13 protein-coding genes and 1 pseudogene are annotated in these 20999 nt (G+C 47.6%); 10 read left to right on the forward strand and 4 right to left on the reverse strand.

The window, feature by feature from the left end:
• Nucleotides 1-9 precede the first annotated feature (9 nt).
• The 7 genes and pseudogenes from PSE6802_RS30390 to PSE6802_RS0125900 all read left to right on the forward strand — a co-directional run bounded on the left by PSE6802_RS30390 (nt 10) and on the right by PSE6802_RS0125900 (nt 6452).
• Nucleotides 10-870, forward strand: a complete 861-nt coding sequence (locus PSE6802_RS30390; RefSeq protein WP_019502921.1) for a glycosyltransferase family 2 protein — start codon at nt 10-12, stop codon at nt 868-870.
• A 339-nt stretch (nt 871-1209) separates the two neighbouring features.
• Complete coding sequence (locus PSE6802_RS0125880) at nt 1210-2556, forward strand: hypothetical protein (protein ID WP_019502922.1); 1347 nt, start codon at nt 1210-1212, stop codon at nt 2554-2556.
• Nucleotides 2557-2620: 64 nt separating this feature from the next.
• Entirely contained in the window at nt 2621-3394 is a 774-nt protein-coding gene (locus tag PSE6802_RS0125885) for a proteasome-type protease (protein ID WP_026103575.1), read from the forward strand.
• Nucleotides 3395-3945: 551 nt separating this feature from the next.
• Nucleotides 3946-4062, forward strand: a pseudogene (locus PSE6802_RS36040) (HPF/RaiA family ribosome-associated protein); the annotation flags it as partial.
• Nucleotides 4059-4817, forward strand: coding sequence for a PRC-barrel domain-containing protein (locus PSE6802_RS0125890; RefSeq protein WP_019502925.1), 759 nt, complete (start codon nt 4059-4061; stop codon nt 4815-4817). The pseudogene PSE6802_RS36040 and the gene PSE6802_RS0125890, both read left to right, overlap by 4 nt.
• Before the next feature lie 263 nt (nt 4818-5080).
• A complete protein-coding gene (locus tag PSE6802_RS0125895) occupies nt 5081-5743 on the forward strand; it encodes a phosphoribosyltransferase (protein ID WP_026103576.1) in 663 nt (220 codons plus the stop codon).
• 190 nt (nt 5744-5933) lie between these two features.
• On the forward strand, nt 5934-6452 hold the full coding sequence (locus PSE6802_RS0125900) for a YcxB family protein (protein ID WP_019502927.1): 519 nt from the start codon (nt 5934-5936) through the stop codon (nt 6450-6452).
• A gap of 18 nt (nt 6453-6470) precedes the next feature.
• Here PSE6802_RS0125900 and PSE6802_RS0125905 read toward each other — a convergent pair whose 3' ends face one another.
• The gene (locus PSE6802_RS0125905; RefSeq protein WP_019502928.1) at nt 6471-10772 is read right to left on the reverse strand and encodes a hypothetical protein; all 4302 of its coding nucleotides are present in this window, start codon (nt 10770-10772) and stop codon (nt 6471-6473) included.
• 273 nt (nt 10773-11045) lie between these two features.
• On the opposite strand from PSE6802_RS0125905, the gene PSE6802_RS30395 reads away from it, so the two are divergent.
• Nucleotides 11046-11399, forward strand: a complete 354-nt coding sequence (locus PSE6802_RS30395; RefSeq protein ID WP_019502929.1) for a Uma2 family endonuclease — start codon at nt 11046-11048, stop codon at nt 11397-11399.
• 68 nt (nt 11400-11467) lie between these two features.
• Nucleotides 11468-12652 carry an RNA-guided endonuclease InsQ/TnpB family protein gene (locus PSE6802_RS0125915; protein ID WP_019502930.1) on the forward strand — a complete coding sequence of 395 codons (1185 nt, stop codon included), beginning with the start codon at nt 11468-11470 and terminating at the stop codon, nt 12650-12652.
• A 273-nt stretch (nt 12653-12925) separates the two neighbouring features.
• On the opposite strand, the gene PSE6802_RS0125925 is transcribed toward PSE6802_RS0125915, so the two are convergent.
• The gene (locus tag PSE6802_RS0125925; protein WP_019502932.1) at nt 12926-14299 is read right to left on the reverse strand and encodes a sugar transferase; all 1374 of its coding nucleotides are present in this window, start codon (nt 14297-14299) and stop codon (nt 12926-12928) included.
• A gap of 523 nt (nt 14300-14822) precedes the next feature.
• Here PSE6802_RS0125925 and PSE6802_RS30400 point away from each other — a divergent pair.
• Nucleotides 14823-16574 (forward strand): zinc metalloprotease HtpX, encoded by a 1752-nt coding sequence (locus tag PSE6802_RS30400; protein WP_019502933.1) that lies wholly within the window; start codon nt 14823-14825, stop codon nt 16572-16574.
• Between the two features lie 231 nt (nt 16575-16805).
• Here the strand turns inward: PSE6802_RS30400 and speA are convergent, their stop codons facing one another.
• Entirely contained in the window at nt 16806-18746 is a 1941-nt protein-coding gene (gene speA, locus PSE6802_RS0125935) for a biosynthetic arginine decarboxylase (protein WP_019502934.1), read from the reverse strand.
• A gap of 391 nt (nt 18747-19137) precedes the next feature.
• Nucleotides 19138-20529, reverse strand: coding sequence for a lipoxygenase family protein (locus tag PSE6802_RS0125940; RefSeq protein WP_019502935.1), 1392 nt, complete (start codon nt 20527-20529; stop codon nt 19138-19140).
• Nucleotides 20530-20999 lie beyond the last annotated feature (470 nt).

The raw sequence follows: 20999 nt of genomic DNA on the forward strand, positions 1-20999 counted from the left end.
GAAAGTTGTATGGATAGTAAATTAGTTTCTGTAATTGTGCCGACCTATAATTCTGCCAATTACATAGAAGCATGCCTGAAGTCGATCGTAGAGCAAAGCTACGAGCACATCGAACTAGTAGTTGTAGATAACAACTCTAAGGACAATACAAAGGAAATCGCCAGGAAATATACACCGCACGTATACAATCGAGGCCCCGAAAGGAGCGCTCAGAGAAACTTTGGCGTACGTCAGTCGAAAGGCGATTATCTGCTAATTATTGATAGCGATATGGAACTTACCAAAGATGTAGTAAAAGCTTGCGTGCAGTCTATCTCTATTGACGATCGCGTCAAAGCCCTGATTATCCCCGAAGAATCATTTGGCGAAGGATTCTGGACGCAATGCAAAAAACTGGAGCGATCGTTCTACAGCGGTATTGACTGGCAGGAAGCAGCTAGATTTTTTACCCGCGAGATTTATGAAGAACTGGGTGGCTACGATGAGAATCAAACTGGCAGCGAAGACTACGATCTGCCCAATCGCCTTGAATATCGCTATGGGAAAGGTAGCATTGCCAGAATCAAAGAGAAGATCTACCATAACGAGCAGAAACTGAGTTTGCGCAGGGTTTGTTGGAAGAAATTTTACTATGCCAACACCCTACGGTCGTACGTCGATCGGACTGCTAATAAAGCGAGGCTTTCTAAGCAAACTTCAGTACTCTTGAGATACTGGGTATTTTTCTCTAAGCCAATCAAACTATTTCGCAATCCTATTATTGGCATGGGCATGTTGTTTATGAAAACCTGCGAATTCGCCTCAGGTGCAGCCGGTTTTCTGTTAGGCAGTCTTGCTCCCGCCAATCAAAACAATAGTAATGCCATATAGCACTTTTCAATTGAGAACGGGTTTTATTGATGGGGTGAAGGGGTTCCACCCCTTCTTGGGGGCAACGCCCCCAAACCCCCTTCTCGTTTTCATCTGAAAACCGCTGTAACAAGTTGCCAGTGAATGATGAGTAGTAAGTAGGTGGGCATTGCCTGCCCCACCTGTGCTGCCCGTGCATAAGTCTGAATAGAGATAATACCAATTCTCTAAAGTAAAATTACAGATCGCTGGAGGGGCGAACGGCCGTTCGCCCGTACGTAGATTGATATGTAGTTCGATTTTGAAGAATTGGTATAAGCAGTCGGCTCAATATTAACAAGCTAATCTACCTTAGAATCCATGTTTAATCCCGATCGCGCCTTACCTTCTAATATCATCAACTCATTATCTGAGATAGATCCGCTCACCCCTCCCAACTATCTCCACGATCGCAATATCTCAGGGTTAGATGGCAACACTATGCTAGCTAGCACCGTCGATCGTTTGGAGACAGCAGCAGAGGATATGTCACAGCTAAATATGACCGATCGCGGCTCTAATGTCATACCAGATCGACAACTCCAATTGGATGCTTCCCAGCTTAAATATATTGACTCTCTAACTGGTTTGGTTAAAGATGAACCTACTTTCCAAAGTACTTCTAATAGCATTGTGGGAGGAGACGAGCTGTTGGAACCCAGTCGAGAATTAGCACAAACTGCTGCGGTCAATTCTGCTTCCTCTACGCCTTCAGCCTCAGAATGGCAAGTAATTTCAGAGAATCCCAGTCTCATGCGCTACTACTCGCGCTCTGTTGATGTCGATCGCAATACTGGTGCTGTTGGTTTAAATAAGCAAGGTTACATTTCTGTTGGATTGCAGCGACATTCCAGTCAGCAACTAGCTTATGGTCTGTTAACTAAGGATATCACTCTACTTGATACCAGCATAAAAGTGTTAGAGTATGGTTTCGACCGCCAACAACAGGACGGCAGTTTCCAAACTACTCCTCTTAGCCTTTCTACTGGAGTCAGCGCTCAGGATACAGCTTTCTTCTTTTATGATGTCGGTCACACCCTATTACTGGCAAAGAATTCTACATGGTTCCAAACTGCGCCGGAGACTGCCAACTTGCGATCGCGCTTGCAAAATCTGCTCGATCCCATATCCCATTCTCTCTCTTGGCTAAACCAGCAAAGTTCAACTCTACAATCAAAAGATAAAAGCGGCACCAATCGTCTCTTCATCGATGCCAATGCATATTATCTCGTCGGTAAGGCACTGGGGCGCGACGATGCGATCGCGTTGGGGAAGAATTTTGCGCGTATGGCTTTGCAACAGCAGTCTAGTGAAGGCTTCTTTCTAGAAAGAGGTGGATACGATAGCAGCTATAACGCCGTTGCTCTCCGCCATGCCATCTTGTTTTACATGAACCTGGAACCCGAAGCGAAAACCTTACGGCAAGAACTATGGCAAGGGATTGAGAAAGGGATAAACTGGCAGTTGACTCGCATTGCCCCATCGGGAGAAGTTTTAACCGCAGGCAATACCAGGATATTGCCTAGTGGCGAGCAGTACGCTTTAACTGGAACCGTGAAAAAGGTCGATTACAAAGAAGTAATCTTAGCCCTGGATTACTATGCCAAGATTACAGGAAGTGCAGTTGCTCAGGATGCGGCTAACCGCGTTCGCAATTACCGCCCCTAGCCCCCTAGAATTCTGTGCTTTTTACCCATAGCGCAGTTACCTGCTTTGAGGTACGATCTTGGGCATGACCTATTGCCTTGGAATTATTACTAGACACGGCCTGGTAATGGCTGCCGACTCCCGTACCAATGCGGGGGTGGATTACGTTTCTACCTACCAAAAATTATTTGACTTCAACCATGCCAACGAACGCACTATTCTGGTCTGTACCTCCGGTAACCTGTCCGTAACTCAGGGCGTTCTAACTTTACTGCGTAAAGATATCAAAACACAGGCGGATAACAGTTTATACACGCTACCCACCATGTACGAAGTGGCACAGTATGTGGGGCATAAGTTACGGCACATTCAGTCGCAAAACCAGGAATGGTTAGAAAAAGATGGGATCGACTATAAATGCAATTTTCTCTTGGGCGGGCAAATTAAAGGAGAAGAGCCAGAACTTTACCTGATTTACAGTCAGGGCAATTTCATCCAGGCAACTCCTGAGACTCCTTTCCTCCAAATTGGGGAGACGAAATACGGCAAACCGATCTTAGATAGAGCGCTTAATTTTGAAACCTCGCTGGAGGCCGCAGCTAAGTGTGCTTTCCTCTCAATCGATTCCACTATGAAATCAAATATTTCTGTGGGGCCACCCATCAATATCGTTGCCTACGAAACTGATGCATTCATAATTGAACGACGGCTAACCCTACGCTTGGGCGATCCCTATCTCTTCAAAACTAGAAGGCAATGGGAGACTTCTCTAAAGGATGCCTTTGTTCGCATGCCAAATATTGACTGGCAGCACGATTATGAGGTATCGGCAGAAGAACTATATACAGATCAAGTTTGATCGCATTGAATGGCGATCGCAGAATCACCTAAAACACTTCACAACAATTTACCGATTTGGGGACAGGTACAGCAAATCGCATTAAAGCGATCGCATGACAGGCGTAAATTTCATGTAGGCATTTAGTTAGGGGAAGGGGCGATCGCAGAGGTTTATGAAAAAATTTGCGCGTAGCGCTATTTGTTTTAGCTATAATATTAGTGGAATCGCATCGGGTCTCTAACATAGACTCAGTGGATACGCCTCCGACACCCCGTTGCGAGCACGAAGGGTGCAAAGGCAATACCAAACCAGGCTCAGGGAAGATGCGGCTAGGGAGATCCGGATTAGAAAGTGCGAGACCTGTACACCCTAGATTGGTTCTGGAGGTAGCCAGTGCACAATTTGGTTAATTGCTGAGCGAACCTGGTTGATACCAACTGGGTTCGCCCTTTTAGATTTGCCCTTTTAGATTTGCCCTTTTAGATTTGGTAGTGGCATCTTAAGCGGGATTATCAAATGAGAAGGAGACGGTATGCAATAAACGCGACCCACCAGAGCATCAAGCTCACGAAGATATCTACGTTGCGATTCGCGATGCCTTTGATAGCGCAGAGCGCAAGCTCAGGGATTATGCCGAGCGACAACGAGGCAAGATCGAGACTCATAGCAATGGGAGGAAAATATGATTAACGTCGTACGCTATAGCCAGATCGTTGGCCTGGTGACTGTAGACAGCTCTACATCGTCGCGTTTGGGTGCGGTAGAGGAAGTTTGGCTGGATGATTCCGGACGAATTGCTTATTTATCCGGGGTAACTGGATATCTGCCCTTGGAGCAAGTTGCCAGGATAGGAACGAGCGCTGTATCGACCTACGGGCATCTCGTGGTAAATGCACCGATGGAGCTATACCGCCTCCATCGACTAGCGGTTCGCTCGCCTGCTGGCGAGCCTCTAGGATGGGTAGAGGATTACCTTTTTGACTGGCACACCGGCGAGATCGTAGCTTATATCCTGGCTGGCGCGATCGCAGATGCTTTTGGGGAAAGGGCTGTCTTGCTACCCGGAGACGTGCAAGCAATTGCGGCGGAAACTGTAATTATTCGGGAAGATGCCAAGGCGCGTTTGAGCAGCGAAGCAGATGGCCTTAAAGGTTTCCTCAGCGAAAAATCCCACCAGGTTCGACATCTCGTGCAAGTAATTGGCGATCGCCTCCACGACCTTATTGCTCCGCACGATCGCCCAGAAGCCGTGCGCGTTAAGATTAAGATGGTAAGCGATGAGTTGACCTCCTCTGGGGAACACGATCGCCACGTTCTGCAAGAAGCCACGGACTTCTTACACGAGCAGTGGCACCACTTGCAGCAGAGCATTAGTCGGGCAAGCAGTCGAGCTAAGGTAGCTCTAGATTCAGCCTGGCAGCACTTTACAGGCAAGGCATAATTGGGTAGAGAGCGTTTATATAGCGATCGCAAATGATTCGTGAAAAAGGGGGTGTGGGGGCTGCGCCCTCAAGCAGGGGTTCTACCGCTGTACCCCGTTCGTAAATGATTTACGATCGCTATAGATATAGCCATAGACAGATCTGTTAGGACAGGGGGGTGTGGGGGCTGCGCCCCCCCGCAGGGGTTCCACCCCTGCACCCCGTCCTGAGCCTGTTGGCTATAGCTATAGATCGACAACCTTTGGGAACGGAGGAAAGAACTATGATGTCACGATTCCAAAATCGCACTGAAGCGGGTAAACTGTTGGCCGATCGGCTCAAAGAGTATACCAATCGCCCAGGTGGTTTAGTCCTGGGACTTCCCCGTGGTGGTGTTCCAGTGGCGTTTGAAGTCGCACAGGCGCTCGATCTGCCATTGGATATTTGCTTGGTACGCAAGCTTGGCGTACCGGGACATAAGGAGCTGGCAATGGGCGCGATCGCATCAGGAGGCGTGAGAGTTCTGAACTACGACGTGGTGAGTTGGTTGGGTATCTCCGGCAAGACGATTGATGGGGTAGCCGCTAAGGAATTGCGCGAATTACAGAGGCGCGATCGTGCTTATCGCGGCGATCGACCTTCCCCTGATGTTCGCGATCGCACCGTCATTCTAGTTGACGACGGTCTCGCTACGGGTTCGACCATGCGGGCTGCCATTACCGTCCTGAAATCGCAGCAGCCCCAGCAAATTATTGTTGCCGTTCCCGTCGCCCCCCTAGAAACCTGTAACGAACTGCAAGCTGAAGTAGATAAACTGGTTTGTTTGATAACGCCGGAACCATTTTATGCGATCGGTCTTTGGTATGAGGACTTCGCGCAAACTACCGATGATGAAGTACGAAAACTGCTAGCAAAGCGATTGGCTAGCAGCATCCCAATTTCGTAGGGGGTGGTGTCCCCGTGCTGCCCACATCTCTATTGATAATGACGAGAGCCGTTATACCAAACGACACGCAACAAATTGACATCCTTGCATTGTGCAATAATATACATCAGTCCATCGATCCTGTAACAGATGGAACATATCGCTTTAGCGCGATCGCATATCGCACAACAGGAGTAATAATATCAAGTAAATGATAGTTTTAAAATATAGACTTACTCAAAAGGATTACGTCGATGCACATTACTTAAACAGTATGCATAGTAAGCCTCTAAAATCAATGGTAGGAATCTCTTTAGCTATTGCTGTTATTGTGGGGTATGGATATTCAATTATCGCTTCAATTATCGCTTCAGGGATGGGGTTAGATATTTGGCTCTCAATATTGTTCTTGGGGGTAACACTATGGGTCGTTATAGACACTTTTTTTCTGATCCCCCTGCGAGCTCGTCGAGATTTCTCACGTCGCAAGCATCCTCAAGATGAAGACGAAGCAACCTTATATCCTGAAATAATTGAGCTTGTATCGAGATATGGGACAAGTAGAATTCCTATTTCTGATTTTGATAAATACAGAATTGGCGAAACTATGGTTTTGCTTTATTTACCCAACAGAGTATTTCTTATTTTCCCTCGTCGATCTTTTCCCTCGGAAGAAGATTTTCAAACCTTTCTCTCATATCTTAGAAGTAACCTTGGCAAACCGAAGTAGCTGAGAGAATGATAGCAACTAATCCCAAGTAGATAGCTCGCCGATCAGACCTCGCCACAGAGCTAACATGCGATCGCGCCGCGCCTCAAAATTCGCCACGATCAGAATCAATGCGATGCCAGCACAAATCAAAATTGCCCAAATCAAAAACGAATACTGGGCGATCAGCGACAGTACCTGCATCAGCACCACCGCTATAAAGGTAATCGTGCCCACAAATAGATATGCCCGCACGCGCAGAGCTAAGCCGGATATCACAAATACAATAGCGATCGCCGCCGCCACCAAAGACATGGGCAGATCCGATGGAGAATGGAGCAATGCCGTCAGGCCGATGGAGCCAGCAGCAAACAGGCGGAAGGTATGGCGCGTTTCTCTGGCTTCAGCAGATCGCAAGCTCGGCTCCACCTGGATGAGGTACAAAGCAGACATCCCCAATGCCAAAACATACCAGAGCGAATGCGTAAGATCTTGGGAATGATAAAAACGGAATAGCGCCCAATTGCTCAGGATAACGCTGATGTAGGTCAAGCGAATGGCGTTATAGAGACGCGCGATCGCGGCATAGAAAGTCGCCACAACTAATAAACTAGGGACGGTAGCTGTATCAGCAGTGAGAATCACCATGACTAATGGCAAACACCCCGCCGATCGCCGCCAGGGTCGAGGCGACCAACCCCATTCCCACCAGGGCAAGACGAATAATCCATAGGCAATTATGCAAGCTAATATCGACCCGTAGGGTCTGAGAATCGCCGCAACTATTTTCGATTCCGGGAAGGCAAAATAGATGAGAAAAACCAATGCCCCCATCGCAGTAATTACGCTGGCATATACCCAAGCTTCTTTCCTTGCGGTTGGGATTGAAATCCCATCGGCGATCGGTTCGGATAAGTTACCAGGGAGTGAAGCGCGATTGCGTCCTTGCCAAGCGGCATAGATTGCTAAAACTACCAATACCATACAACCCAGCCAGCCGCCTGTTTGGCTGGGACTGAATACCGCTGCTGTCAGCAATAGCGCTGCACCTGCAAACCAGTGTAGATGAGCGATTCTGGCAATCTCATGGATAGAGAGTTTGAGATAGAAGTTGAGCCAGCGAGCGCAGGTTCTGTAGGTAACCGCGATCGCCGCACTCAAACTTCCCATTAAGATTAAACCATCGCCCCAACTACCACCACTAGCACGGAATAATTGATAGATCAGAAGTTGATATAAAGAGAAAGTTATGCCTGCAACTGACAGATAAATTAAGCTCCTGAAACCAGAATTAGATTCTGCTTCTCTTCGTCCAATACCGATAAAAATCAGAACTGCGGCGAGCGAATATAAACCTGACACAGCGCTGAATGTCGATAGACTAAATATCCAACCCAGAAAACCACACGCTAATGGCATCGCCTGCCAACTCACAGGATAACTGCGCATTCCTCTACGTACGTACAACCAGTCCCCTCCTAACTGCATGGCTAGACCGACAGCGAGGTTGGCAATTCCTGCATGTTCGTTGGTACCATTGGCAGCAATTACGCCGCGCAAAATCAATAACTCCGCGCTCCAAGCCACAATCCAGGTTACCCAAGGTGCTGGGGCTTGCCAGATGCGATATATCGTCGCACCTGCGATCGCTGCCGTGCTAAAGAGAGTTTGCGTAAAGGCGCGATCGATCCAATCCGCTGCGATCGCGGGAGCCATCCCCCAAACTGGGAAAATCGCCAAAGTTTGGCAGGTCAAAATTATCAGGGAAATGGGAATTGCCCACAAATCGAATGCTCGAACGTACATTTGATTGAGGGGTAGATCTAAATTGCTGGGGGCGCGTTTCTGGCGATTTCGCAACCAATGACCGAGCAGAAATAGAATTAGAACGCTAGCAGCGGCTCCATTCGTGTAGAACGCAAGTTGAGATTCTAAGGGATCGTTCTGTTTGAGCAACCAGAGTAACGTTCCCATAAAGCCCAAACCTAATCCCACTGTGAACCAAGCAGTACTAAGATGCTCGCTTTGCCTGATATTAAACAGCATCAATATTGTGGCTGCACCTAAACTGAGGAGAAGGGAATCCGGGGCATCCCACATGAGAACCTGCGCGAGTATCAGTGCCGTAATACTGCAATCAGTAGCTAATTGAGCTTGCCGAAGATAGCGGCGGCTACCTAAAAAGGTAAGGGCAGCAGGTATGACGAGCCAGAGGACGCGCAAATTACTGGAGGTCGCACTCAAGCCATCACCCAACCTGAGATAAAGCCATTGATAGGTTAATCCCAGGATTGCGATGTAACTCAAGCCAGCTAAGCACAATCCTATATTCCAACTACTATCAGACCAAATTCCACTCCGTTGCGAGCCTGATGCTATGCCAACTAACTGGGCATTTATTTGGGCGCTACGCCTGCCTTGATAAAATACATTTCCCCACTCCACCAGCACGATCGACAGAATAATTCCGATCCAGGCAGCGGCATCTAGTTTGGGCAAGAAATAATCAATTGCCGAAGCGATCGCTCCCAACCCAGTAATATGCGCGAGATAGATTAATCCAGTCCCAGATACAGCTTGCTCGATATTTTTCTCTCTTCTCTCTAGAACTAAAAGCGTGCTAGCTGATAGGAGCAAGTCGAGCGTGCGAGTCAGCGGACTGAAGAGGCTGACATAGGTTAACAAACCTCCAAATAATAAAGCAAGTACTTCTCCATGTCGGGCTAGATCGTTATGGCGACGCGATCGCAGTCGGTTGGCGAACCATAAGGTCAACCAAACATATGGAATAAAAACTACACCTAACATGGGCGTTCCGGTTGAAGTGTTAGTAAGTCTCGCTGCCCATTCCACCAGGCTGTCCTTTACACCTGGCGGGATGAATGGGACGCACAGAGCGATTGTCTGCAATCCCAGCAGAAAGATGGCTGTTAATTGGGTTTTGGTGGGGGTATGTTGCGATCGCTCCGTTAAGAGTCGATCTGCCAATAGAACCAGTGCGATACAACTGATAATTAACGCCTGCCAAGGATAGATTTCGCCCACTGATACCAGCCAGCCGATTACGAGCAGCCCAATCCCCAGGTTTTGATTGGCTTGAACTTGAGGAATTGAGAGATTAGATCGCTCTGTCGATCCAGGTTCAGGTTGAGAATCAAATTGGGGATCGGATTGATTTTGCTGAGGTTGTTTGGGCAATGCCATCAGGTGCAGGATTAATCCGCATAGTCCGAATGCTAACCCCAGTTGACTCAATCTCACATCTGCAAACAGGAGCGATCGCACGACCAGCAAAACAATCGCAGAACCCGACGCAATTAAGTGGATGGGAAACCCTATGCCTGCACCAGTTGGACTGTTTGTACTGGCGGAATTGCGACGACTGCTTTGCTGCGGCAGCAGAGCGATCGCCATACTCACAATGCCCAAATAAACTGCGATCGCCGGATAAAAGCGCATCCCCCAACCTAAATGCAGCCAACTCAGTAGAATTAATCCGATGGCTGCGAGATTCGACGTTCGCGTTCCTGCCTGTCGTAGTAGATATACTGTAATGCCAGATAAAGATACACCTGCGATCGCGCCAATTCCAATTCCAATTGGGTTGTTGAGCAATCCCAAGCCATCAATTGCCCAGAAGTTGGCGGGAACGATCAGCAGCGTGACTAACTGTAAGGTGCGCGTGGTGAGGAGTAAGTTGCCCTGTTTCAGCGTCCAGAAACTCACACCCCAAAATGCCAACGTATAGGCAAACAGGATCAGATATTGCCCCTGAGCCGAAAATCTATCCCACTGCGTCGCAGCTAATACACCAGAAGATACGACTACTAGAAATACGCCTAAAAACAGCAACCACACCAGGCTAAATTCTGCCACCAGCGATTTCGCCATCTCACCTAAGGGGGTTATGGGGGTTGGGGGTTGAGTAACTGGAACGGTTTCGGCGATCGCGGGGATTTCAGATGCAGCTCGTTCTCGATTGCTAACAGGAGGAGTCGATACATGCATCGATGTAGTTGAGATATATGATGGACTTGCTTGCGGTGCCATCGATTCTACGCGATCGCAGGTTAATTCTCTGCCACAAAACCGAACTACATCAGCAGTAGAGAGAATGCCTAAGTTCAACCATTGCTCTAACCCTTCTAACAATTCTGGCTTGATTTCGACCTTCAGCCTGGTATAGCTAGCGTACGCTTGCTGCGTTTGAAAGCGCAAATCGACTCGATCGATCAAACCAAGCCGTTGCCAAGCTTTCAAGCCATCTAAAACTTTCTCGAAGTTAGCAACTATATCGATCGCTAGTTCGATTTGAGCATAACGATTGGGTGGTGACGACATAGGCGTATCTGCATAAAAGGGCAATATCTAAAGGTTTTACCTTAGATACGAATCGCTGTTATGGTCTACTATGCCACTTTTGCGATCGTTACATATAGCGGTTTTCACTTGAGAACGGGTTTTATTTTTGGGGTGAAGGGGTGAAACCCCTTCTTGGGGGCAACGCCCCCAAACCCCCTACTCTTTCTGATCTGAAAACCGCTATAGCTAAGTGGTATGATAAACCATGACTTCTAAGAAGTGTTTCTGGCTTGAAACAAGTTAAACAAAGCTATGCAGGCACAAACTAAGCAGCGCTATTTTACGCCCGCCGAATATTTGGAGCTAGAGGAGAAAGCTGAATTTAGAAGCGAATATCATGATGGAGAAATCGTCGCAATGACCGGTGGCTCGATTAACCATAATCGTATCGTAGGAAATCTCAATGCTGCCTTAAAAATTGCGCTTAAAGGCCAAGCCTATGAAGTATTCACAAACGACCTGCGATTGTGGTTATCGCAATATCGACGTTATTTCTACCCCGATCTGATGGTCGTAGCTGGAGAGCCATTATTTCATGAGAATCGCAATGATACGATTACAAATCCTCTAGTCATCAGAAAGATGGGTAGAAATCCCGTCCTTTAACAACGCGAAGGACGGCTTTACATTAATCAAATTGAATACTTCACAGAATGCGTGCTATAATGTAAAGTATGGAAAAAGCTTTCAAGTACCGATTCTATCCAACTCCTGAGCAAGAAACCTTGCTGAGAAAGACGATGGGATGCACTCGACTCGTCTATAACTGCGCCCTCGCCGCCAGGACTGAAGCATGGTACAAAAGACAGGAACGGGTCGGGTATATTGAAACTTCTGCCATGCTGACTCAATGGAAAAAGCAAGAAGACTTGCAATTTCTTAATGAGGTTAGCTGTGTACCATTGCAACAGGGTTTGAGACACCTCCAAACAGCCTTTAGTAACTTTTTTGCAGGAAGGGCAAAATACCCCAACTTCAAGAAAAAGCATCAAGGTGGTAGTGCTGAATTTACTAAATCTGCTTTCAGATGGAAAGATGGCAAAGTATTTCTGGCTAAAAGCTCTGAACCGCTTGCTATCCGTTGGAGTCGTCAACTGCCTAAAGGCGCAGAACCTTCTACCATTACGGTAAAGCTTTCGCCCTCTGGACGATGGACGGTTTCCCTGTTGGTGAATGTCGAGATCGAACCATTGCCTAAGTCTGCTCATCAGATTGGGATTGATTTGGGGATAACAAGTTTGGTCGCCTTGAGTAATGGCGAAAAAGTTGCTAATCCCAAAGGATTTGCTGCTAAACGTATCAAACTGCGTAAAGCACAAAAAGCTTTGAGTCGTAAGCAGAAAGGGTCTAATAACCGACAGAAAGCTCGCCTCAAGGTAGCAAAAGTGCATCAAGAAATTAGCGATGCCCGTAAAGATTTTCTTCATAAGCTGACAACTCAATTGGTGCGTGAGAACCAAACCATTGCAATTGAGGATCTCGCTGTGAAGAATATGGTCAAGAATCGGCAACTTGCCCTTGCGATCGGTGATGCTAGTTGGGGTGAATTGGTCAGACAACTTGAATATAAATCCGACTGGTATGGTCGGACTCTTGTTAAGATTGACCGTTGGTTTCCGAGTTCTAAGCGTTGTGGGCATTGTGGTTACATCGTTGATAAGTTGCCGTTAAATATCAGAGAGTGGGATTGCCCTCAGTGCGGTACACATCACGATCGCGATCTCAATGCTGCTAACAATATTCTTGCCGCAGGGCTTGCGGTTAAAGTCTGTGGAGCGAACATAAGACCTGATAGGCATAAGTCTAAAGGGCAGTTGCGAAACCCCAGTAATGGGAAGAAACAGAAACCTAAGTCGTGAGTCTTAGGAATCACCGTTGCTTTAGCTCGGTGAGCATGTCAAAGTAGAGGTTTTATCCAGGTCAACCAGCAGCTACTATCGCTCTCTCCCCGAACTGAGGGAATATATTCTCATCGACCAGTATAGCTTTTACATAGAGCAGTTCGTCAAAGCATCTGACGATCGGTGGTTGTTTGGCGATCGCGAATCAAGCGATGCCGTACTCACATTTTCGGCGTTAGATCTGCAAATTCCACTACAGGAAATTTACGAATGGGTTAAGTTTAATCCCGACTAATATGCGCCCTTACTAAATAGCACGATTCTAAGTGTTTCAATCAGGATTTCCAGATCGAGGTTGAAAGACCAGTGATCGATGTAAAAGAGATCGAGGCGAGCGGCATCGTCAATGGTATCGATTTGAGAGCGCCCGGAAATTTGCCAAAATCCAGTGATGCCGGGTAAAACCAGGTGTCTGGTGTGATGCCACTCGTCAAACCGCGCCACATCCCTAATTGGTAAAGGTCTTGGTCCTACCATGCTCATTTGTCCCATGAGGACATTAAACAGTTGCGGCAACTCATCAATGCTGGTACGACGCAAAAATCGTCCGATCGGGATAATGCGCGGATCGTGCTTAATTTTGAACATCACGCCATCTTTACTTTCGTTAAGTCGCTCTAGCCCTGCTTGTTGCTTGTCGGCATCATTACACATGGTACGAAACTTCCACATGCGAAATACCTGTCCGTGCAGTCCGACTCGTTCTTGACTGTAAAACACGCCACCTGGCGAGCTGAGCTTAATCGCGATCGCCACAAACGCAAACACAGGTGCCAAGCAAATAATGCCGAGTAACGCCCCACAAACATCAAATAAGCGCTTTAATCGATATTCCCAAATGGCAAAGAACTGCGGCTCGATCCGAATGGTGGGCATTCCTGCAAAGATCTCGGGCGCGCCGCGTCGATGCAGCATCACCAGGCTAGATGGTACTAGAAGCAAGCTAATTCTGGCATTACGCAGTTGCCAATATAAATTAGAAGCGAGTCTAGTTTCTGGTAAGCTATCCGCTAAAACTTCCCTGGCACCAGATGCTTTAATTAGCTGCATGGTCGAAGATATATGTGCTTGCGATGATTCCACCGCACCGACCACCCGATATCCCACCCGTTTTTCCACCATCTCGGTTAGTAAAGCAATGCGATCGCGAGGCGCGATAACGAAAACGGGAATTTGGGGACGTGTAAAGCGGAACTGATGTAGAAAAATCGTGATTGCCAGCCGGATACCAATTACAAAGACGATACTACTCGTCCAGGCAGTGAAGAACAGCGATCGCGGCGCATCGAGTTTAGGATCGTAAAAATAAGCAACGACCAGAGACAGTAAATAGACCGTACTGATTACCTGTGTCTGCTTGACGTAATTGCGCCACTGCGACGTTGCCGAATAAAAATTGTGGTAGGCAAACAGAACAATAATGAAAAAGGCAAATACCCAAAATAAGCTGGATAGACCCAGCCATTCCCACCACACCAACTGCTTGGGAATGGGTGCAAATGATTGGTTGAGCTTCTCGGCGAAATGCCAAGCTATAGCCAATCCAGCTATATCCCCTAAAGCTAGTACAATTGCCACAAACCAGCCAACTTCAGGCTGAGGCATAGCATGCGAATGCTTGGAGGCTCGAATATCACGCATATTTTCAGCAGAGCGGAGATCGCACTTCAGAATCACAGTAACTACCACTAAACCCTAGATCATCTTGCCCATAATTAGTAGCGCTCATAGCAAATTACTTTAAGCGATCGTTTTGTCCGAGGTCTTAATCTATTGTTTGCGATATAGCGGTTTTCAGATGAAAACGAGAAGGGGGTTTGGGGGCGTTGCCCCCAAGAAGGAGTTCCACCCCTTCACCCCGTCAATAAAACCTGTTCTCAATTGAAAAACGCTATATCTGGAGTACTCTTCGGTGTCGGTTTTGCTGGTGGGGGTCTCACAGTATGGTTGGGAAAAGGGAAGTAGGGGAAAAATATAAACGATCGCTATTGCAATAGCGATCGCGATCGCAGGGATTTCGGCAAATATACTCTTAAATAATAGTAAGTGTTAAAAACTATCAACTATTTGTTGTGAGAGTATAAATTCTAAAGCCATAGCCCCTTCCACTTTTAAGGAGGTTTTATATATGACATCACCTACTGAGCCAAACCCTGAGCAACCGTTCCATACCTCAAAAGCAGGACGGGCGGCTCAGATTGGCGTGAAGTTAGCAACTTTTAGCGGCGCTGGCAATCTCTCCCTGGCATCGGGAATTACCCTGGGGATGATTTTTGCGATCGTGCTCGTCCTGATCCTTGGAATAACCCTAATTATGGGCAGCGAAAATCCCATTGCGGGCTTAGGGGTTGCGGTTGGGATTACTGTTGTAGTTAACCTGGTAGTCTTTTTTCTCTCTCCATTCCTGATGGATTTAATGCAGCGCTGGCTGTACAACACGCGCTGGGTTTCTCTAGATGAAATTGCTCGCCGTAGCCCCGAGACCTCTGCCACGATCCGCCGCGTTTGCGCCGAAAAAAATATTAAACAGCCTCGCTTAGGCATCATTGACGATGAGAACCCCACAGCTTTTACCTATGGTTCTTTACCAAACAGCGCTCGCCTGGTTGTGAGCCAAGGGCTATTTACTTACCTCGACGACGATGAAGTTGCCACAGTCTACGCCCACGAGCTAGGTCACATCGTGCATTGGGACTTTGCTGTCATGACGCTCGCAGCGACTATGGTGCAGATTGTCTTCCTAATCTATGTCACGGCAAGGAGCATGAGTCGCGGTGGTGGTGATAATAAGTTAAAAGATGCTGCTGCGGGTGTTTCTCTAGCTGCCTACGTTTTTTACATTGTTGGTACATATTTGATGTTGTACCTATCGCGCACCCGCGAGTATTTTGCCGATCGCTTTGCGGCTGAAACCACTGGTAATCCCAATGCCCTATCCCGCGCGCTGGTCAAGATTGCTTACGGTATTATTGAGGTGGGCGAGCGCTCTCAAGAACCCAGTCGGTTAGTGGAAGGGACTCGCGCTCTGGGTATTTACGATCATAAAGCAGCAGCTTCAACCGGCACGGCCTATCGCATCTCTTCTTCTCCCGAGCAGATCGGTCGCGTATTCCTGTGGGATATGTTCAATCCTTGGGGATGGTGGATGGAATTAAACTCAACGCACCCACTCACGGGCAAGCGCGTGCGTGCTTTGAGCACCTATGCCGAACAATTGGGATTGCCGACCGAGTTCAATATGGCACGGGTTGTTGCTGATGGTAAGAGCCTGGATCGGAATAAGTTATACGGCAACTTTGCAGTCGATGTCGTTCTCTACGCCGCAGAGATAATCGGTATCTTTGCCGGGTTAGCGCTCGGGATCGCGATCGCCAAATCCTCAGGCAACAGCATGTGGTTCCTGACTGGCCCATTGGTTGGCCTCGGCGCGGGCATCTTAATCAAGGCCCTGGTGTCTTTCCCAGACTACAGTAGAGCACCTGAAACCAGCGTAATTGAGTTAATGGCAGACCCCTATGCCAGTCCGTTACGGGGCAAGCCCGCCAGACTGAATGGCGATCTGATCGGTCGTGGCGATGCAGGCTACGTGTTCGGTTCCGACCTGAAGCTACAGGAGCGCACGGGCATGATGTACCTCCACTATTCTTCTCGCTTTGGCTCAATTGGGAATTTCCTGTTTGGTATGAAGCGCGTCAAGAATCTCATTGGCATGAAAGTACAAACGGTGGGATGGTTCCGTCGCGGTGTTGCACCTTGGGTCGATCTGATTCAACTCAAGACCGACAGCGGCACAGTTGTAAACAGCTATCACCGCTTCTGGGCGTTTATCTTGGGCGGCGGTGCAATCATTCTAGGTTTATTTCTTTTATCTCTCCGCTAATCCTATAGCTATAGTCAACAGGCTTAGGACGGGGTGCAGGGGTTTCACCCCTGAGTGGGGGCGCAGCCCCCACACCCCTTGTCCTAACAGATCTGTACTATGGCTATAATTCTAGATATAGCGGTTTTCAGATTGCAAAGAGTAGGGAGGCTGGGGGCAATGCCCCCAAAATAAAACCCGTTCTCAAGTGAAACCCACTATATCCACGCTCTTTTACCCAGTCTAACTCAGTCAACTTAAGTAGGTATAACCGCGCAGACTATGCTCGTAGTTCTGTAATAGGAGCCTTGCTTCTTCGAGCGTAATTTCCTTTTTCTGAAGCGCTGCCTCGGTAGCGCGACGCATATTCTCCAATAAGGCATCGGAACTATATTGCACGTATTGCAGTACCTCGGTCATGGAATCACCTCGAATTACGTGTTCCACCTGATAGCCCGTAGGTGTAGCGTGGATGTGTACGGCATCGGTATCGCCGAATAGATTATGCAAATCGCCGAGGATTTCCTGGTACGCGCCACCGAGAAATAGACCGAGGTAATAGTTTTCTCCAGGCGTAAAGGGATGGAGTTCCAAAACAGATTTTACATCGCGCAGATCGATAAATTTATCGATCTTGCCATCGCTATCGCAAGTCAGATCGGCCAGCGTACCGCGACAGGAGGGTTCCGCATTCAAGCGATGGATGGGGGCAATGGGGAATAGCTGATCGATCGCCCAGCTATCTGGTGCCGACTGGAATACCGAAAAATTACAGTAATAGGTAACTGCCATGGATTTCTCCAGATCTTCGAGATCGTCGGGCACGTAATTTTGCTGGCGCACGATCTTGAGGATGCGATCGCAACATTCCCAGTACAGGCGCTCGGCTCTGGCTCGTTCCTGCAAATTTAAATAGCCGAAGGAAAACAGACTAACTGCTTCATCTTTAAATTGGACGGCATCGTGATATGCCTCCTGATAGTTATCTTCGTTGATTTGTTCTAATGTTTCAAATAGATTGCGGATAGTTAGATGTTCGCCCTCATCGAGTGGAGGGATTTTGCCATTAGGTGTCTCGCTGACATTGAGAACTTCAAACACGAGAACCGATTGATGCGAAGCGATCGCCCTGCCACTTTCGCTAACAATTGTGGGAACGGGGATGTTTTTAGGGGCACAGGCTTCCTTAACCGCCGCTACAACGTCGTAGGCATAGTTTTGCATGTTGTAGTTTTTGGAAGCGTAGAAATTAGTCTTAGAGCCGTCGTAGTCTACCCCCAATCCCCCACCAACATCGATGAAATGCATGTTCGCGCCGATCGCTGCTAGCTGCACGTAGATTTGGGAAGCTTCCCTCAGCGCATCTTTGATCGTGCTAATCGAACTAATTTGAGAGCCGATGTGAAAATGGAGTAGCTGCAAAGACGAGAGCAGGTCGGCAGCCCTAAGACGTTCCACTACTTCCAGGATTTCCCAAATACTGAGACCGAATTTAGCGCGATCGCCAGCGGAATCTTCCCAGCGTCCGATCCCTTTGGAGCAAAGTTTGGCACGCACTCCCACAATGGGTTGAATTTTTAGCTTTCTAGCTTCCTGAATGACGATATCAACTTCTTCCAGTTGCTCGATCACGATAATTGGCGTTTGTCCCAACCGTTGTGAGAGAAGGGCAGTTTCGATATATTCCCGATCTTTATAGCCATTGCAGATCAGTAGAGCGCCTGGTGTTTTCAGCGTGGCAAGGGCGATCAGTAATTCGGGTTTAGAGCCTGCTTCTAAGCCAAACTGGTAAGGCTTGCCGTAGTTGACCAGTTCCTCGACCAGTTGGCGCTGCTGGTTGACCTTAACAGGGTAAACGCCGCGATAGGTGCCGTTGTAGTTGTAGCGGGCGATCGCTTTGGCAAAGCAGGCATTCAGGCGTTCGATGCGATCGGCCAAAATATCAGAGAACCTTAACAGCAGTGGTAGTCGCAGATTGCGTTTTTGCAGATCTTTGACTAGTTCGTACAGATCGATACAACCACCGCGATCGCCCTGGGGGGAAACGGTAATGTGGCCAGCTTCGTTGATGCTAAAGTAGGGATCGCCCCAACCATTGATGCGATAAAGTTCCTCGCTATCCTGGATCGTCCAGGTTTTACCAGTTGCAACTTTACCATTTGCATTCAGAGTCTTTTGAATTTCCTGCACCATTGGTTAACTGTTCCTTGCAATTGAGATCGGCACTCCAAGCAGTCATCATCCCGGCTAAACAATATGGTTGTCAAGCCCATGCGATTTACTTCCGCAAATCTGCGAAACCTGTAGGGGCAACTGTTTGCCTCTGGATTAATTTGTTATAGCGGTTTTCAGATGAAAACGAGAAGGGGGTTTGGGGGCGTTGCCCCCAAGAAGGGGTTCTACCCCTTCACCCCGTCAATCAAACTTGTTCTCAATTGAAAAACGCTATACTGTAAAAATCCGCTGACGTAAGGGCAGGTTTGGCAAAAATTTGTTGACTTTCATCAATAGCGCTCTGACAAAACCTGCCCCTATATGTGGGGTATCTAATGAAAATTTACAGGTGGCATAGTTCTAACTTGCATTAGATATGGATGCTCATCATCAGCATCTCTAAAGGTAAACCTGGCTGAATCTCATCGCGCCTCTGCCACAGCAAATCTTTTAACAGCGAGCTACCGTTTTCCATAATTGGATTGTAGCGAACGCTTGAAAGAGTCCAGGTAATCAGTACCTGACCGATATTCCTTTTGGCAGCCACTGCGGGGTCGAAACTGGGATGTTTCTCATCCCACAGACCAAGTGCGGCATATTCTATATCGCCACCATCTTCGTATTGTTTGTAATTGGTCCAGGAATGTAAAAATGATGAATGATAAATGACATAGATGCAGAGTTTCTTCAGATCGTTAATATTATGAATTTTTAACGTGCCGAGTTCTCGTTTGAGAATGGAATGACCGACCAGATCCTGCGACATCCCTTCAATTTCTGCCCAATCCGATCTAATTGCCGACTCATAATCCTGGAAAAATTTCCCTACATACTGCTCGACAATCTCCCACACGGCGATCGCAGCGCGATCGTAATGGTTATTGCTGACAAAATCCTGTAGAGCTTGCATGCGAGGATGCCAGGTATGATAGTTGAGCCGACTGACCTCCTCTTTGAGCAGTTTCTCCACGTCTGTTGTACTTATAGTTGAGGATTGGGGGATAACTCCCTCGTCGCCAAAGATGATATTTGCACCTAGTTTATTAATATTGAGCAGACCCTCAAAATGAGGCTCCAGTAGCTCCGCAATTTTATTGTTTTTGACGTTGCGATAATACGCCATGGCATATTGTTCGACATTCAAATGAGTGCGCGCCAAATGTGCCTGCGTTTCTTGAAACAGAAACTCGGCACTGCGAAATAGGCGTTTTGCCCATTCCCAATCGGCATCGCCAGGAGAATTAGTAATGGGCGCATTGCTGATATTATTTCCTTCTCTCAGCACGTACTGAATGGAGTGCGCGTATAGACTATGCCCTCGCAATACAAACCTCGCTTCGATAGTCGCGGGCAAAATTCCACCTGGATCGACTGCATATTTGCGGCAATCGTAGCGAACGACGTACTGCCACTCTTGTCCGATCGTGCGATTGAGCTTACCTGGATTGAAGCCATTGAGGCGGCGATCGACGAAGAAGGCATCGCTAAACTTGTCTGGACGGCAGCGCGTTAAATTCGCCGGCATGATATTGGGGGTTGGCATTTGCTGTATGATGTCCGTCACGCCTGCAATCCCCAAGAGTGCCAGTGGTGGAACGGGTTTGGCTGGGATAGTATGCAACCCCATATTAGCTACCAACCGAGGGTTGGGTGCTACCTTTGGTGGCAAAGGCTTCTGCGGATCGAATCTGGGCAAATCTTCTCCCTCTTTGCCGATATAGGGAAAGAGATCTTTAGGCAGTGGTTGTGTACTTGCAGTCATAGCTTTACTTGGCTCCAATAGTGCATAAATCGATCGCAATGAGACTGATTCAATTAACCTGCACGCTCAGTCAAACTTGGATCGTCAACTTTCACGCGATCGCTATCCATAGAAACTTGAAATGTCAGCAATCGCTACAGCAATAGTCGATAAAAGTTTGACTTCCAACAAACTGCTACCATTTTAAATCCTACTGGGAGATAAAAATATAAAATAATAGAGAAATTATTGAGCTGGATGTTGTTTCCCGTGTATTCCCAAACTGAAGCTTTTACAACTCTACAGCAAAAACTCAATATCCCACCTCATCAATGAGTTATCGAGTTCTTATTAACCTGCTGCGTTATAGCGGTTTTCAGATCAGAAGGAGTAGGGGGTTTGGGGGCGTTGCCCCCAAGAAGGGGTGGAACCCCTTCACCCCAAAAATAAAACCCGTTCTCAAGTGAAAACCGCTATATGCTACCGCTCCA

It is taken from the genome of Pseudanabaena sp. PCC 6802 (assembly GCF_000332175.1).
In the GTDB taxonomy this organism is placed as follows: Bacteria; Cyanobacteriota; Cyanobacteriia; order Pseudanabaenales; family Pseudanabaenaceae; genus PCC-6802.